Raw genomic sequence first — 15,006 nt, forward strand, 5'->3', positions numbered from 1 at the left:
TGGGCTTGGGTGGCGCCATGGTACTGGGAAAAGCTCAATATTGAGAGTCCTTCATCATAAGTGCCTTTAGGCGGCGGTGAGCGCCGATAAGCACGCCTCGACGATGCGTTCCGCGTCACGGGCCGGGCCGTCGTGGAGGATGACTCGGTCCGGGCGGCACACCACCAGGGTGCCCCGGGAGGGGCCGTTGGCCAGGCAGTCGGAGAGGTCCTCGGCGAAGGGAGTGTCGGTGGCCGGGTGTTGGCCGCGCAGGCCGATGCGCAGGAAGGCGCCACCGTGGTCTTGCCAGCGGGTGCGGGTGGCGTCGTCCAAGGCTTCGCGGGGGTCGACGCCGAAGCCGATCAGGGTGAGGTGGTCGCCGAGTACGTCGTCGCTGGGGAGGATGCTCCCCTCGTGGCGGACCAGGCCCTGGGCCAAGGTGGCGCCTCGGGTGACGCCCTTGCGGCCGCGGCCTTTGATGAGAAAGCCTTTGCGGAAGCGGTTGGGCGGTTTGATTTCCAGTTCTTCGAGCTGGCGGCGCAGCCGGGGCACCAGGCGGCCCAGGCGCATGGCGCCGTGCACGGTGATGGCCTTGAAGCGGCTGCGAGGCATGACCAGGCTGCCCATGAGCTTGGCCAGGCCGATCATTTTCTTGGCGTGGGGGCGGCGTTCCTGGTCGTAGCTGTCGAGCAGGGCCGGGGCGGCCTGGCCTTTGACCACCCAGGCCAGTTTCCAGCCCAGGTTGGCCACGTCGCGCAGGCCGGCAACCAGGCCCTGGCCGACGAAGGGCGGGGTGATGTGGGCGGCGTCGCCGGCGAGGAACACCCGGCCTTGCTGGAAGGTGGTGCAGCAGCGGGCGTGGAAGCGGTACACCGCCTTGCGCTCCACCACCAGGTCTTCCGGGGCGATCCAGGGGGCCAGCAGTTCGGCGACTTTTTCCGGGCGTTCCATCTCTTCGTGGGTTTCGCCGGGCTGGAGCATGAATTCCCAGCGTTCGCGGCCGCCGGGGGCGGGCATGTGCGGGGTGGGCCGGGCGCTGTCACAGAGAAATTCCACGTGGTCGATGGCTTTGCCTTCGCGGGCCTTGGCGTCGACGATCAGCCAGTCCTCCGGGTAGGTCTCGCCCTGGAAGGCCTGGCCGATCAGGCCGCGCACGGCGGAGCTGGCGCCGTCCGCGCCCACCAGATAGCGCGCGCTGATCTCATGGTGGTGGCCGTCCCGGTCCTTCAGATGGGCGGTCACGCCGGTGTCGGACTGGCTCAGGTCCACCAGTTCATAGCCGTGGCGGAAGGTGACGTTGGGGTACGCCGCCACCTGCCGGCGCAGGGCGTGCTCCAGGTCCGGCTGGTAGAAGGTCACCAGCTTGGGGTGGCCATCGATGGTGCCGGAGGTGTTGGCGCGGCCGAATTCGCCCAGGTAGCGGCAGTGCATCTTCACTTCCGGGATGGCGATGCGCTCGAAGGCGTCTTCGCCGAGGCCGGCCATTTGCAGGATGCGCAGGGCCTCGTTGTCCAGGGCGATGGCGCGGGGCGCCAGCATCACCTCCGCTACCTTATCCACCACCAGGGTGGTCACGCCGTAGCGGCCCAGCAGCGCGCACAGCGCGGCGCCCACCGGGCCATAGCCAATCACCAGCACGTCGGTGCTCTGGGGCAGAGTCTCTTTGTTGTTCGTCATCGCCTTATCACCCATTCGCAAGAAGACGGGCGGCCCGGCCTGGCCGGTGGTCCACCCGGAAAGCGGTCTTTGTATCTTTTATTGACATCTATTTCAATATTGAATCTAATCTCAATTATTCGAGCCAGCAAGCCGCCGGCCACCAATGACAACAACGGAAGAGGTGCATGATGACCTTCGCGGCCCTGCCCAAACGCGACCTGACGGCGGAAGAGATCCGTGCGTTTCAGGAGGACGGCGTGGTAATGCTGAAACAGGCTTTGGCGCCGAACTGGATGGCCATGGTGGAGGCCGGCATTGAGCAGGCCCGCCGGCAAAGCTCCCTGCTCGGCCGGTTTATGTCGCGCAAGGTCGAGGGCTACCAGATGGACATTTTCCTGTGGAAGCGCATCGATATCCTGCGCGACCTGATCTATTACAGCCCCTGCGCGCACCTGGCCCGGCAGTTGATGGGCTCCGAAGAGGTGCGCTTTTTCTACGACCAGATGTTCGTCAAGGAACCGGGCACCGACGCGCCCACGCCCTGGCACCAGGATCTGAGCTTCTGGCCGATCCGTGGCGAGCAGATCTGTTCGTTCTGGATTCCCTGCGACCCGGTGAACCGGGACAACAGCGGCCTGCTCTACGTGCGCGGCTCACACCGCTGGCCGCAGCGCTTTAAAGCCATTTCGCCGGACTATGTGGCCAGCATCATCGACGAGGACATGGAAGACATCCCCGACATCAACGCCAACCCGGACCAGTACGATCTGGTGGACTGGGACATGGAGCCCGGGGACATTCTGGCGTTCCATCCGCTGACCCTGCACGGCTCCTACGGCAACGCATCGCGCACCCGCCGTCGGCGCGCGCTGGCGCTGCGCTGGACCGGCGATGACGTGGTCTATGCGCCGTCGAGCAAGCGGATGCCGATTCATTACAAGCACGAATCGGTGGCGGGCGGGCCGCTTCGTGGCGCCGCCTTCCCGCGTATTCTGCCGGAGCAGGAGCCCAAGGAGCGCGCCGCCCGGCTGCAGGCGGAACGGGCCGACGCCGGCAAGCTGCTGGCCTCGGGCATTCACAATGCGGTGGCGGCCGCGCGCCAGACCCTGCGCGCCAAACGCACGCCCACGCCGAAACAAACCTGGACGAGGTAAGCGCCAATGGCCCAACTGACCACTCCGCAACCGGCCCGGCATCCGGCGCCCACGGTAAAGGCCAGCAAACTGGCCTACCTGCTGTTCGAGCGTCCCGACCTGGAGAAAGCCGAGTGCTTCCTCAATGACTTTGGCCTGCACACGGTGGCGCGCTCGGCGGAAGCGCTTTACCTGCGCAGTACCGGCCCGGAGCCGTTCTGCTATCGGGTGGCCAAGGGTGAGGACGCGGGCTTTATGGGCATCGGGTTCGAGGTGGCGGCCCGCGAGGACCTGGACCGGCTGAGCCGGCTGCCCGACGCGTCGGCGATCGAACCGGTGGACTACCCCGGCGGCGGCGAGCGGGTGCGGCTCACCGATCCGTCTGGTTTCCTCGTGGAGGCGATCCACGGGCAAACGCCGGCGGAACCCCTGCCCCACCGGGACGCGCTGCCGATCAATTTCCCGGAAAAACAGCCCCGGGTGAACGGCACCCAGCGCCCGCCGGTGGCCCCGCCGGAGGTGACGCGGCTGGGCCATGTGGTGTTGGAGGTAGCGGACTTTCAGGCCACCTGCGGCTGGTACACGCAACACCTCGGGCTGATTCCCAGTGACGTGCAGGTGCTGCCGGACGGCTCGCCGGCGGTGGTGTTCCTGCGTCTGGATCTGGGCGACACGCCGGCGGACCACCACACCATCGCCATGGCTCAGGGCTTTATGCCGCTGTACAGCCACAGCGCCTATGAGGTGATCGACACTGACGCGGTGGGCATGGGCCAGCGGGTGCTCAAGGCGGCCGGCTGGAAGCACGCCTGGGGCATTGGCCGGCACGTTCTCGGCAGCCAGATTTTCGACTACTGGGAAGACCCCTGGGCGGCCAAGCATGAGCACTATTGCGACGGCGATGTGTTCACCGCCGAGCGGCCCATGGGCGTGCACCCGGTGAGCCGGGAAGCCATGTCCCAGTGGGGTCAGCCGATGCCGGCCAGCTTCACCAAACCCAAACTCACGCCGACGGCACTCCGTGAGCTGACGCGCAATCTGCGCCGCAGCCCGGACCTGTCGGTGAAAAAACTGATCACCCTCGCCAAGATATTTGGCTGACTGGAGAAAAGACCATGGCACTGCACCTTGTCCGCTTTGAACACCAGGACCAGCCCCGTTGGGGCCTGCTGGAAGGCTCGACCATCAAGCCCCTGGATCTGCCCTGCACCACCACCGCCGCGCTGATCGAACAGGGCCATGAGGCGATCCGCGCGGCCGCCGGCGATGGCGCCGAGCTGGCATTGGAAGACGTCACGCTTCTATCGCCGATCACCAACGAGGCCAAGGTGCTGTGCCAGGGCGCCAATTACCGCCAGCACATGATCGACTCCGGCATGAACCCGGACGACAAAAGCTTCAACATGTTCTTCACCAAATCCTCCGGGTCGATCACCGGCCCCAGCGGCGAGATCGTCAAGCCCGCCCACGTGCAGCTGCTGGATTACGAGATCGAGCTGACCCTAGTGCTGGGCAAGAAAACCGACGGCCCGGTGGACGTCACCGCCGCCAACCTGCACGAGTTCGTGGCGGGCATTTGCATTGGCAACGACGTGTCCGCCCGGGACGTGCAGATTCCCCAGATGCAGTTTCACAAGGGCAAGAGCTACCGCACCTTCTGCCCGCTGGGGCCGGTGCTGTGCCTGCTGGACAAGAGCGAAATGCATTACCTGGATGAGATGCAGCTGAGCCTGACCGTGAACGGCGAAACGCGGCAGCAGGACAGCACGGCGAACCTGGTGTTCAAGCCCGCCGAAACCCTCACCGAGTATTCCCTGATTCACAACTTCGCCCCCGGCGACGTGCTGATGACCGGCACCCCCGCCGGCTGCGCCCTGGGCCTGCCCAGCCCGGCGGTGACCAAGGTGGCCGCCTTGCTGCCCGAGTCAAAAAAATGGCAGCTTTTTATCAAGTCACAAAAGCGCCGGCGCCAATACCTTCAGGCCGGGGATGTGGTGGAATCCACCATCACCAGCCGCGACCAGGTGCTGAACCTGGGCAAGCAACGTCATACGGTTAAAGACGGGGCCTGAGCAGGCCCCGTTCACGGCACCTCCGGACGCGGCGACCGCAAGGAGACAAGATGAAGGCTTTTACCATCGTCGATCAGAGCACCGGCACGCTGCGCCCCAACGAGATGCCGGCGCCGCCGGCCCCCGCCGAGGACCAGGTACAGCTTGAACTGATCGGCACCTCCATCAACCCCATCGACCCGCTGGTGGCCAAGGGCTACGGCGCCCCGCTGCTGGACCGCAAACGGCAAGGGCCGCTGATCCCGGGCCGGGACGCGGTGGCCCGGATAGTCGAGGTGGGCAAGGGCGTCACCGGCCTGCGGCCCGGCCAACGCGTGCTGGTGGCGGCCTCGCCACGCACCGGCGGCACCTATGCGGCTCTCTTTAATCTGCCACGGAAATGCGTGGCGCCCATCGCCGACACCCTCAGCGACGCCACCGCCGCCGGCCTGGGCTACGCCGGGCTCACCGCCCTCCAGGCACTAGCCGCCGCCGGCCTCTCCGCCGACAACGCCAGAGGCAGGCGACTGTGCATCAACGGCGCCAGCGGCGGCGTGGGCTCCATCGCCCTGGTGCTGGCCCGACGCTGGGGCGCCACCCTCACCGCCGTGGCCTCCGAACGGAACCAGGACTGGGTACGGCGCCTGGGCGCCGACCAGACCGTGGACTACCGGGACCCGGCGGCCATGGCCGCCATCGACGCGGACATCATTCTCAACTTCGCTACGCCCTCCGACGGCCACCGCCAACACGATCCCCTGCTTGACGACCTGCTCCGCCGCGCCCCCACCGGCGGCGCCTACGTCACCACCAGCACACCGGTGCTCGGCGCGGTCACCGACAAGGGCGTGCTACGCGGTCTTGGCACCAGCGGCGGGATCTACCTCAAGAAACGCCTGGCGGCACACCGGGCGGGCATCCGCTACCGCTGGGTGCTGTTCAAGGAAGACGAGGAAAAGCTGGCCTACCTGGCCCGGGTGTTCGCCGATCCGGACACGCCCACTGTCGTCAGCGCCAGCCAGCCGCTTGATGCGCTGCCGGAGGCGTTCAACGATCCAAAGGGGCCGCCGTCGCCGGGGAAAGGGGTATTTATGGTTGAGGCGCCCTGAGCCGGCTTGGTAGCGCGGCGCCCAAGCCTAAGGCGCCGCCAAAGAATTCACGCCGAGAAGAAGGTTTTCGCTGGCCCCATGGGAGTTCATAGATGAGGAAAAGGTAGGTGGCCAACTAACATCTGTGCCAGCCGTCGATCTGGGCCACGGCGTCAAGGTTGATCTGATATTTCCACAATATCGAAACCGAAAAAGCCTTTTCTCACCGTACCTTCCAGAACTTCCCCTGCCCGTGGCATTGCGCCCTTATCGAGCCCCATATACTTGAATGAGGAAGTGCCATCAGTGAGCCGTACATACTCCATCAAATCGAATCGAATCACTCTGCCGCCAGAGCCTTTTACGACAAATTCCTTCTTCTGATGATGTGGTGAAGCCAGCTGGTAATTTAGCAGCCCAATACACGCGGTTGAGAGAAAAACCAGAAAGAAAGCCGCCATAGGCCAATTGAACCGGATCTTTACCTTGCTGAAGACAAGATTTAGCCCTGCTGTCACAAGCAGGCCAAGAGCAATGCTCACCACGGTCAAAATGCCATGATCAAGCGTATTGCTGAATACTGATCGGATCAGCTGAATTGAGGCTATGATCCAGCCTAGTACGATTACCGATATGAGGAGTTTTCTTGTCATGAGAGTCTAACGCCTGATTCCTCGTAAGGTTCTGAGAGCCGGTGCCATTTTCCCTTGTGCCGGAGACCGACAGGGGTTTTGTTACGGCGAATCGAGACACGCCTTAATCGAGTCTTTCATACAGGCCACAAGCGCTTCAAAGCCTCCCTGCTCGCCCCACTGATCCTCGATCAGGCCCAGGTAGCCTTCCCGCGCATACTTCAGCAGAGCGCGGTGATCGGGAGGTACTTGCTGTTCCGCCCACGCCGCCGCCACATCTTTTCGCGCAATATCGCCGGTGGCGGCGGTCAGCCACATACGGGCCAAGGTCAACACCACATTGCGTTCGTCCCCAGCTGTCTCGACGAGAAGGCCGGGCAAGGAATCCCGAATGGCCCGCCGAATATCCGTGATGGGTACCGGCTCAAGCACCGTTTCAGCAGGGCGGCCATACAGCGGCCAACTACTGTCGAACACTTTCTTCAGCACAATGGCGAGATCAGGGTCGCGGGCCGGCTCCGGAACGCTTCCGGCTTCAAACGCCTCACGCAGCCATTCACCGTAGACAAACTCCGCCCGTGGGGGAAACCGCCACGGCACCACATCGGAAAGCGTGATCACGGTCAGTTCCAGCGGCCTCACGGCTTGTGCATTGCCCATCGCACCGGAGACGCGCATTAACTGAGCAACCAAGGCCTTCCTTTGCTCAAAGGTTGGCGGGTCGGTGACCACGACCAGAACATCCACGTCGCTGTCCCGCCTTAGGCCGCCCGCCACCGCGGAGCCGAACAGATAGATACCGATGATGGAATCACCAAGCACACCTTAAACGACGGCCTGTGCCTGTTTCGCCTGCTCGGGTATCTCCATGCTTGCCCTATGAGTTGCCGCGATTACTGGTCTTGTGAAGCCTTATAGCGCCATATGCAACAGCGGGTAGGGCTTGCGCTGCCCGTCGAGCGGGGAACGGCCCGTGACTTTAAAGCCTATATGTCGGTAGAAGCCCAGCGCCTGCTCATTCTGCTCGTTCACATCCACCTTTGACGCCCCCTGCTCATTAATGGCATGTGCCGCCAACATTGCCCCAATGCCTTTGCCGCGCGCATCGGGTGAGATAAACAGCATCTCGATATTGCCGTCATGCACGCCGCAGAAGCCCTGTATTTCGCCATCCCCGTCCTTGGCACACCTCAAATCAACGGCCTCAAAGTACTGCTCCAGAATCAGCGGCTTTAATTCCTGCAGGTCGTCTTCAGCCAAAAAGTCATGGGTGGCTCTCACCGAGGCCTCCCAGATCTCCATCAGCTTCGGATGATCTGCTTTCTCTACAACGCCAATATTCATCACTCAACCCGATTGAAATTGAAAGCCCGGTCCGCTGGACAGCGGGCAGAATGATACCAAAGGCTGCTAAGCCCTATTATCGTCCGCAATCAGGTTCATGACGAGCCGAGCCATCAGATCCTTGGCCTTCGGGTCGCTTTCGGCGATCAGCAACGTCAGGGCGGTCAGGCCCTGCTCGTTCAAGGTCAGGCGCATGCCTTCCTGGCGCAGATAGAGCAGGAACAGGAAGGCGCCGGAGCGCTTGTTGCCGTCCGAGAAGGGGTGGTTCTTGATCACGAAATACAACAGGTGCGCGGCGCGTTCCTCGCGGGTGCCGTAGAGGGGCTCACCGAACATGCTTTGTTCCAGGTTCCCGAGGATAGAGGCCAGGCCGTCATCCCGGTCCCGGGCAAAAAGGTCGCTGGCTTCTCCCCTATCACGCAATTCGCCGGCCAGAGCATCCAGGGCACGGCGGGCTTCATCCACGCCCAACACGCCACGGGCCGGGCGGGCCCCGGGAGGCACGCCCAGCGCGCCTTCGTCATAATCCTGGAGCAAACGCCAAGTGCGCGCATAGCCGAGGATCAGACCGACCACTTCCTGACCGATGTCGGAGACCAGCTCCTGCCGGGTCAGGGTCTGGCCGAGCAGCTCCACGGCCTGCTCGAGCTCGGCGAGGCCCTGCCGGGCCAGACGATGCTCGTTGAGGTGTAGCCCTGGGTCAGATGTGCGCGGAGAACGCGGGTGGCCCATTGGCGGAAGCGCGTGGCGCGCCGGGAACTAACCCGGTAGCCGACGGATATCACCGCATCCAGGTTGTAGTGCTTGAGCCGCCGCCGGACCTGGCGCTTGCCCTCCTGACGAACTACCGAGAAATCCTCGGTGGTTGCCGACTCGTCCAATTCGGCATCCGCGTAGATGTTCTTAAGGTGCAGGCCGATGTTGTCCGTGGAGGTATCAAAAAGCTCGGCCATCTGGCCTTGCGTCGCCCACAGGGTCTCACCCTCCAGGCGAACCTCCACCGGCCCGGCGCCCTCCTCAAAAATGACAATGTCAGTCACACAACCTCTTTATCGCAATTAGCCACACTGGCTATATTGGTAGTACAGTGCACGGAGGTAAAAAACACACCGGATTCACCATTGATACGCCGATGTCCGTAAACATGGGGGGACGGGCGGCTATCGATTGTTCGGAAGCGCGTTCAGTGAGTGTTTGGCCCCCTCTTCGCTCCGGGGCTTCTCACTCCAGCGGGGTAGACAAAGGCAAGACACGACCCTCATTGCTTACACGCGCGATCCGCGTCTTACGAGCGGCTTCGTCGTGCTGTAGGGACTGCCCCAATGGAATACCTCCTCACTTGGCGCATGGCATTGGCCAAGGATTGCTGCGCCGAGGAAAAATCAGCATCGCTGAAGTCGTAGAGTGGGTCGGTTACAGCTCCGCGAGCACGTGCACCGTCGCTTTCACCCGCCATATCGGGCTACCGCCTGTCCGCTACGCCCGGGCCGCATCGCTCGAAAGCAAGCATCAGGGGCTGGTCTCCCCCTTACTTCTCGGATCTCGCGAACTAATCGCCAAACCGCTCTTTGAGAATTCGGAAGCGTCCAACATGACTGAGCTGATCATTTGTGCTCCGGTTGTAGTTGTCATACTCCACAAGCTGGCCATCGATTTTGTCGCTGTCTGGCTTCTCTTTAAGAAGCTCTCGGTTCTTTCTACGGAGGTCTTCAAACTTAACCAAGAAGGCCCTGAGACGATTTTGCTGCTTCGGTGAAAGAGAACGGACCAACCAGTAATAGACGGGCACTATGCCTGCAGATGCTAGCAGTTGATCCTTCGGCAGAAAGACGCTTTCCATGTCGCGTAGTACATCCACCACCCGCCTTGCCGCAAGCTCAAGATTGGAACGCTCAGCGCTGGGAGCAGCCTTCGCCCTTTGCACAAACTTGTCTAGCGTCGACTTCTTGGTCTCTTGAAGCTCTTCTAACGATTCGAACAGTAAGAACTTCGCTGCAGTATTCAGGTCCTGCCCTCTCGTTACCGAGAAACGAACGTTTTCGATAAAGAAGTCCCGGGAAGCGATCTCTCTCAGCATTTCCGGCACCGGACCGCCCATAGCATTCCGGATTTCAGCACCAGTCAGAGCTTTACTCCGATTCAATCGGACGAAAAGATCATTAATTGGTTCTTCTGTCTCGGCGAAGACGGACATTACATGCAAGTGAAAGTTGTCGAACTCTTCAGCGACCGCCGAAAATTGTCGCTGCAGATCACGATAACCAAGGCCCCCGAGCTTCAGAGCAGGGTCTGACCGAAGGACAAAATCCGCATTTAGAACAAGATCACCATCAAAAAAATCGAAAATTGCCTCAAACCTCTGCTTTCCGTCAATGATTGCATACGGGAGCCGCCTTTTATTGAGTTTGGAATCTGACCAAGTGAAATCTGCCAAGTAAATCTTCGGCACGTCAAAGCCATTCAAGATCGAATCGATTAGATAGGCCTTATCTGCCGTTGACCAAAGCCGTCCACGACGCTGGTATGGAGGATCCATATCAATCTGTAACCGTTTGCTTTTCCACCATGTAAGCGTTCGCGGATCGAAATTCTTAACTTGAAATTTTGAGTAAGACGCGCTGCTCATGAGTTAAACCCAAATGTTCGTCGAAGATCGCGGCCTAGGCCCTCTAGATCAGGGAACATGGCGCCCTCTGTAATACCATGAGAAAAAATGGAATTTCTCAGCGTTTCGACAGCACTCCCAGCAATTACGATACGGGAAATGGATTTTTCTGGAAATGCTCCATTCCGGTATAGCGTTTCCATAGGGAAAGTCTGCGATCCAAAGATGACAAACGTACCCTGTTGTGCAACGATTCTCGGACTATTGTGCGCCCCAAATATGGCGACCGGGGCGTCAGACAAACTCGTCATGTCTCCGACCTGTCTATACCCCGAAAGTAGCTCATTCGCCGGGTCCAACGGACCACCACTATAGCTAGTGCGGCTCAAGGCATTCTGATTCCACTTGGCCGGATCAAGAACCCAAACCGCTGGCCGATCACCCTTCCGTGCAGTTCTTAAAGCGAAGAACAGGCCGACGAAGGGGTTAGCAGTCCAGTCTAGGAGCCTTGTCGGCACACCAAAGTGCTGCATGAAGAATAGAGTCTCCAGGCCGTCGACCAATTCTCGATTGTGGTACGGGAGGCTACGATCTCTAAATCTAGCGACCAACTGTTCTTCGAGCTGCGAGAGGTCGTGTCCAAATGCGTCAGGGTTTGCGCGCTTTCGATAAAGAGAGGGAAGCAACTGATTCGAAAGTTTTGAGGCTCCGCGGTACCAAAGCGCACCTATGGAGTCACGCTGAAGAAACTCCACAATCTCGATGTATTCAGCAAGCGACTTGGGCTTATGATCGGTGATCTGTTGGGATGGCATCTATACTATCTCTTGGCCTCTAACAGGCATTAGGACACCGGCCCGGATATCCACCGATCGCCCTTACGTAATATCTCTTTTTGGTATTCGCCATCGTAAAATAAAACCAGAAAAGTCAGCCACTTACAAACTTAGTCATCAAGATGCCCCCATAAATCTTGGAAAACTCTTTCTTCCAAAACAAAAAGGCCGCCGACGCTCCCGCGCCGGCGGCCTTCCAAGTAAGCCCTTACTAGCAGCTTAAATCAGATCATTCCCACTCAATCGTCGCCGGCGGCTTGGACGAGATGTCATACGTCACCCGGCTGATCCCCGGAATCTCGTTAATGATCCGGCTGGAAACCTTCTCCAGGAACTCGTAGGGCAGGTGCGCCCAGCGGGCGGTCATGAAGTCGATGGTTTCGACGGCGCGGAGCGCCACCACGTATTCGTAGCGGCGGGCGTCGCCGACGACGCCGACGGATTTGACCGGGAGGAAGACGGCGAAGGCCTGGCTGGTTTTGTGGTAGAGGCCGTCGGCTTTGAGTTCTTCGATGAAGATGTGGTCCGCGAGGCGGAGGGTGTCGGCGTATTCCTTTTTGACTTCGCCGAGGATGCGCACGCCCAGGCCGGGGCCGGGGAAGGGGTGGCGGTAGACCATGTCGTAGGGGAGGCCGAGTTCGAGGCCGATTTTACGGACTTCGTCTTTGAAGAGTTCGCGCAGGGGTTCGACCAGTTTGAGCTTCATGTGCTCGGGGAGGCCACCCACGTTGTGGTGGGATTTGATGACGTGGGCGCCGCCGGTTTTGGAGGCGGCGGATTCGATCACGTCGGGGTAGATGGTGCCTTGGGCGAGCCAGTTGGCGTTTTTCAGTTTGGCGGCTTCGGCGTCGAAGATGTCGATGAAGGTGTTGCCGATGATTTTGCGTTTCTTCTCCGGGTCGGCTTCGCCGGCCAGGCGGGAGAGGAAGTGGTCTTCGGCGTCGACGCGGAGGACGCGGACGCCCATGTGGTCGGCGAACATTTCCATGACCTGGTCGCCTTCGCCGTGGCGGAGGAGGCCGTTGTCGACGAAGACGCAGGTGAGTTGGTCGCCGATGGCTTTGTGCAGGAGCGCGGCGACCACGGAAGAGTCAACGCCGCCGGAGAGGCCGAGGATGACGTGGTCGGTGCCGACCTGTTCCTGGATGGTGGCGATGGCGTCGTCGATGATTTTGGCCGGGGTCCAGAGGGCGTCGCAGACGCAGATTTCGCGGATAAAGCGTTCCAGCAGGCGGCCGCCCTGGAGGGTGTGGGTGACTTCCGGGTGGAACTGGATGCCGTAGAAGCGCTTGTCGTCGTTGGCCATGCCGGCGATGGGGCAGCTGTCGGTGGTGGCGGTGACGACGAAGCCGTCGGGGATGGCGCCGACGCGGTCGCCGTGGCTCATCCAGACGTCCAGGTATTCGTGGCCGGCTTCTTCGTGGTCGACGATGCCGCTGAGCAGGTCGTTGCCGTCGGCCTTGGTGACGCGGGCGTAGCCGAATTCGTGTTTTTCACCGGCGATGACGGAGCCGCCCAGTTGCTCGGCCATGGTTTGCATGCCGTAGCAGATGCCCAGCACCGGCACGCCCTGTTCGAACACCGCTTGCGGGGCGCGGGGGGTCTCGGCGGCGGTGACGGATTCCGGGCCGCCGGAGAGGATGATGCCTTTGGGGTCGAACTCGGCGATGTCCTCGGCGGTGGCGTCGAAGGCACGGATTTCGCAGTAGACGCCGATTTCGCGCACGCGGCGGGCGATCAGCTGGGTGTACTGGGAGCCGAAGTCGAGGATCAGGATGCGCTGGGCGTGGATGTCTTGCATGGTCCGTTTCCGGTTAGGCCGGCGGTTGCGGGCCGGTTTTAAATGCAAAGGCCGGCGGGTGAGCCGGCCAGTTCAAATTCTGTTGAGCTTCGTCGAGGCGCCGTGCTTGCCTTCCCTGGCGCAACGCCCCCTCTCCAGAGCGCCCTGCCCGGCCGTCCTTGGCCGGGCGTGAGCCGCGCTGCGAAGCGGTGCTTCGGTCGCGTCTCACCCGACGGGGTAATTCGGTGCTTCCTTGGTAATCGTCACATCATGCACGTGGCTCTCTTTCATGCCCGCGTTGGTGACCTTCACGAAGTAGGGCTTGGTGCGCATTTCTTCGATGTTGGCGCAGCCGGTGTAGCCCATGGAGGCGCGCAGGCCGCCCATCAGTTGGTGGACGATGGCGCTCATGGGGCCTTTGTAGGGCACCCGGCCTTCGATACCTTCGGGCACCAGCTTCTCGATGCCGGCGGCGGCGTCCTGGAAGTAGCGGTCGGAGGAGCCGGTTTTGCCGGACATGGCGCCCAGGGAGCCCATGCCCCGGTAGGCTTTGTAGTAGCCGCCCTGGAACAGTTCCACTTCGCCGGGGGCTTCCTCGGTGCCGGCCAGCAGGGAGCCGATCATAATGGCATGCGCCCCGGCGGCGACGGCCTTGGCGATGTCGCCGGAGAAGCGGATGCCGCCGTCGGAGATCAGCGGCACGTCGGTGCCCTTGAGGGCGGCGGCCACTTCGGAGACGGCGGTGATCTGCGGCACGCCGATGCCGGCGACGATGCGGGTGGTGCAGATGGAGCCCGGGCCGATGCCCACCTTGACGCCGTCGGCGCCGGCTTCCATCAGGGCCTTGGCGGCCTCGGCGGTGGCGATGTTGCCGCCGATCACGTCCACGTCGGGGAAGTTCTTCTTGACCCAGGCGACCCGGTTGAGCACGCCCTGGGAGTGGCCGTGGGCAGTGTCCACCACGATCACGTCCACGCCGGCTTCCACCAGGGCGGCCACGCGCTCCTCGGTGCCGCCGCCGGTGCCCACCGCCGCGCCCACGCGCAGGCGGCCCTGGGCGTCCTTGCAGGCGTTCGGGTAGCGGGTGGCTTTTTCGATGTCCTTGACGGTGATCATGCCGCGCAGGGCGCCGGATTCATTGACCACCAGAATTTTCTCGATGCGGTGCTTGTGCAGCAGCGCCTGCACTTCGCTGGCGTCGGCGCCCTCGCCCACCGTCACCAGGCGGTCGCGACCGGTCATGATGTCGGCCACGGACTGGTCGTAGTCGGTGATGAAGCGGGTGTCACGGCTGGTGACGATGCCCACCACCTGCTCGCCTTCCACCACCGGCACGCCGGAGATGTTGTTGGCGTCGGTGAGGTGGATCAGCTCACGGACGGTGGCGTTGGGGCTGATGGTGATCGGGTCCTTGACCACGCCGGACTCGAACTTCTTGACCGCGCGCACCTGCCGGGCCTGGTCGTCCACCGGCATGCTTTTGTGCAGGATGCCGATGCCGCCTTCCTGGGCCATGGTGATGGCCAGGCGATGTTCGGTGACGGTGTCCATGGCCGCCGAGATCAGCGGGATATTCAGCTCGATGTTGCGGGTCAGCCGGGTCTTCAGCGAGACCGCGTTGGGCAGCACATCGGAGTGAGCGGGCAGCAGCAGGACGTCATCGAACGTGAGTGCTTCTTGCGCGATTCTGAGCATTTTGCACCGTATACAACTGGGGGAGTCTGGACCCCGGTGCGCCGGGCTGTCGCCGGCCGGGAAGCCGGGTCGGGCAGGGAGGAGCCGGCGCGAGGGCGAACCAGGGGCTCCGTTAAATTAAGCCGGACATTATAGAACATTTGCTGCCTTAGCGGCAATGGAAGCTGCAAGCCTCAAGCTACAAGCCACAGGCAGGCCGTGCTG

Annotated in this window: 13 protein-coding genes and 1 pseudogene; 4 read left to right on the plus strand and 10 right to left on the minus strand. The window is 61.9% G+C overall.

Translation table 11 applies throughout. The annotated features are described in order from the left end of the window. Positions 1-66 precede the first annotated feature (66 nt). Entirely contained in the window at positions 67-1,656 is a 1,590-nt protein-coding gene (locus tag ACLD0W_RS00745) for a bifunctional 3-(3-hydroxy-phenyl)propionate/3-hydroxycinnamic acid hydroxylase (protein ID WP_410305612.1), read from the minus strand. A 167-nt stretch (positions 1,657-1,823) separates the two neighbouring features. On the opposite strand from ACLD0W_RS00745, the gene ACLD0W_RS00750 reads away from it, so the two are divergent. From ACLD0W_RS00750 to ACLD0W_RS00765, 4 genes are read left to right on the plus strand one after another with little or no spacing between them, the layout of a single operon-like run. After that, the gene (locus ACLD0W_RS00750) at positions 1,824-2,792 is read left to right on the plus strand and encodes a phytanoyl-CoA dioxygenase family protein (protein ID WP_410305613.1); all 969 of its coding nucleotides are present in this window, start codon (positions 1,824-1,826) and stop codon (positions 2,790-2,792) included. Between the two features lie 6 nt (positions 2,793-2,798). Further along, positions 2,799-3,872, plus strand: a complete 1,074-nt coding sequence (locus ACLD0W_RS00755; protein WP_410305614.1) for a VOC family protein — start codon at positions 2,799-2,801, stop codon at positions 3,870-3,872. Between the two features lie 14 nt (positions 3,873-3,886). Then, positions 3,887-4,843, plus strand: a complete 957-nt coding sequence (locus ACLD0W_RS00760) for a fumarylacetoacetate hydrolase family protein (protein WP_410305615.1) — start codon at positions 3,887-3,889, stop codon at positions 4,841-4,843. A 50-nt stretch (positions 4,844-4,893) separates the two neighbouring features. Continuing rightward, complete coding sequence (locus ACLD0W_RS00765; protein ID WP_410305616.1) at positions 4,894-5,931, plus strand: alcohol dehydrogenase catalytic domain-containing protein; 1,038 nt, start codon at positions 4,894-4,896, stop codon at positions 5,929-5,931. Positions 5,932-6,083: 152 nt separating this feature from the next. On the opposite strand, the gene ACLD0W_RS00770 is transcribed toward ACLD0W_RS00765, so the two are convergent. From ACLD0W_RS00770 to guaB, 9 genes and pseudogenes are all read right to left on the minus strand, one after another. After that, positions 6,084-6,563 (minus strand): hypothetical protein, encoded by a 480-nt coding sequence (locus ACLD0W_RS00770; protein WP_410305617.1) that lies wholly within the window; start codon positions 6,561-6,563, stop codon positions 6,084-6,086. Between the two features lie 81 nt (positions 6,564-6,644). After that, a pseudogene (locus ACLD0W_RS00775) lies at positions 6,645-7,412 on the minus strand (aminoglycoside adenylyltransferase family protein). Positions 7,413-7,454: 42 nt separating this feature from the next. Further along, positions 7,455-7,886: an acetyltransferase gene (locus ACLD0W_RS00780; RefSeq protein ID WP_410305618.1), complete on the minus strand. Its 432-nt coding sequence runs from the start codon at positions 7,884-7,886 to the stop codon at positions 7,455-7,457. A gap of 66 nt (positions 7,887-7,952) precedes the next feature. Continuing rightward, positions 7,953-8,522, minus strand: coding sequence for a type II toxin-antitoxin system death-on-curing family toxin (locus ACLD0W_RS00785; protein ID WP_410305619.1), 570 nt, complete (start codon positions 8,520-8,522; stop codon positions 7,953-7,955). Continuing rightward, on the minus strand, positions 8,498-8,926 hold the full coding sequence (locus ACLD0W_RS00790) for a virulence RhuM family protein (RefSeq protein ID WP_410305620.1): 429 nt from the start codon (positions 8,924-8,926) through the stop codon (positions 8,498-8,500). Before ACLD0W_RS00790 ends, ACLD0W_RS00785 begins: the two co-directional genes overlap by 25 nt. A gap of 509 nt (positions 8,927-9,435) precedes the next feature. Beyond that, a complete protein-coding gene (locus ACLD0W_RS00795; RefSeq protein WP_410305621.1) occupies positions 9,436-10,512 on the minus strand; it encodes a DUF262 domain-containing protein in 1,077 nt (358 codons plus the stop codon). After that, positions 10,509-11,306: an FRG domain-containing protein gene (locus tag ACLD0W_RS00800; RefSeq protein WP_410305622.1), complete on the minus strand. Its 798-nt coding sequence runs from the start codon at positions 11,304-11,306 to the stop codon at positions 10,509-10,511. The genes ACLD0W_RS00795 and ACLD0W_RS00800 overlap by 4 nt, the downstream gene beginning before the upstream one ends. 250 nt (positions 11,307-11,556) lie before the next feature. Beyond that, complete coding sequence (gene guaA / locus ACLD0W_RS00805; RefSeq protein WP_410305623.1) at positions 11,557-13,128, minus strand: glutamine-hydrolyzing GMP synthase; 1,572 nt, start codon at positions 13,126-13,128, stop codon at positions 11,557-11,559. A gap of 204 nt (positions 13,129-13,332) precedes the next feature. Beyond that, a complete protein-coding gene (gene guaB / locus ACLD0W_RS00810) occupies positions 13,333-14,802 on the minus strand; it encodes an IMP dehydrogenase (RefSeq protein WP_410305624.1) in 1,470 nt (489 codons plus the stop codon). Positions 14,803-15,006 lie beyond the last annotated feature (204 nt).

The sequence above is a fragment of the Alloalcanivorax sp. C16-1 genome, assembly GCF_046507805.1.
Classification (GTDB): Bacteria; Pseudomonadota; Gammaproteobacteria; order Pseudomonadales; family Alcanivoracaceae; genus Alloalcanivorax.

Bases quoted from the DNA above. Each gene is read 5' to 3' on its own strand.
- ACLD0W_RS00765 (WP_410305616.1), top strand. From the start codon at position 4,894: ATGAAGGCTTTTACCATCGTCGATCAGAGCACCGGCACGCTGCGCCCC.
- ACLD0W_RS00755 (WP_410305614.1), top strand. From the start codon at position 2,799: ATGGCCCAACTGACCACTCCGCAACCGGCCCGGCATCCGGCGCCCACG.
- ACLD0W_RS00795 (WP_410305621.1), bottom strand. From the start codon at position 10,512: ATGAGCAGCGCGTCTTACTCAAAATTTCAAGTTAAGAATTTCGATCCG.
- ACLD0W_RS00750 (WP_410305613.1), top strand. From the start codon at position 1,824: ATGATGACCTTCGCGGCCCTGCCCAAACGCGACCTGACGGCGGAAGAG.
- guaB (WP_410305624.1), bottom strand. From the start codon at position 14,802: ATGCTCAGAATCGCGCAAGAAGCACTCACGTTCGATGACGTCCTGCTG.
- ACLD0W_RS00745 (WP_410305612.1), bottom strand. From the start codon at position 1,656: ATGACGAACAACAAAGAGACTCTGCCCCAGAGCACCGACGTGCTGGTG.
- guaA (WP_410305623.1), bottom strand. From the start codon at position 13,128: ATGCAAGACATCCACGCCCAGCGCATCCTGATCCTCGACTTCGGCTCC.
- ACLD0W_RS00770 (WP_410305617.1), bottom strand. From the start codon at position 6,563: ATGACAAGAAAACTCCTCATATCGGTAATCGTACTAGGCTGGATCATA.
- ACLD0W_RS00800 (WP_410305622.1), bottom strand. From the start codon at position 11,306: ATGCCATCCCAACAGATCACCGATCATAAGCCCAAGTCGCTTGCTGAA.
- ACLD0W_RS00760 (WP_410305615.1), top strand. From the start codon at position 3,887: ATGGCACTGCACCTTGTCCGCTTTGAACACCAGGACCAGCCCCGTTGG.
- ACLD0W_RS00780 (WP_410305618.1), bottom strand. From the start codon at position 7,886: ATGAATATTGGCGTTGTAGAGAAAGCAGATCATCCGAAGCTGATGGAG.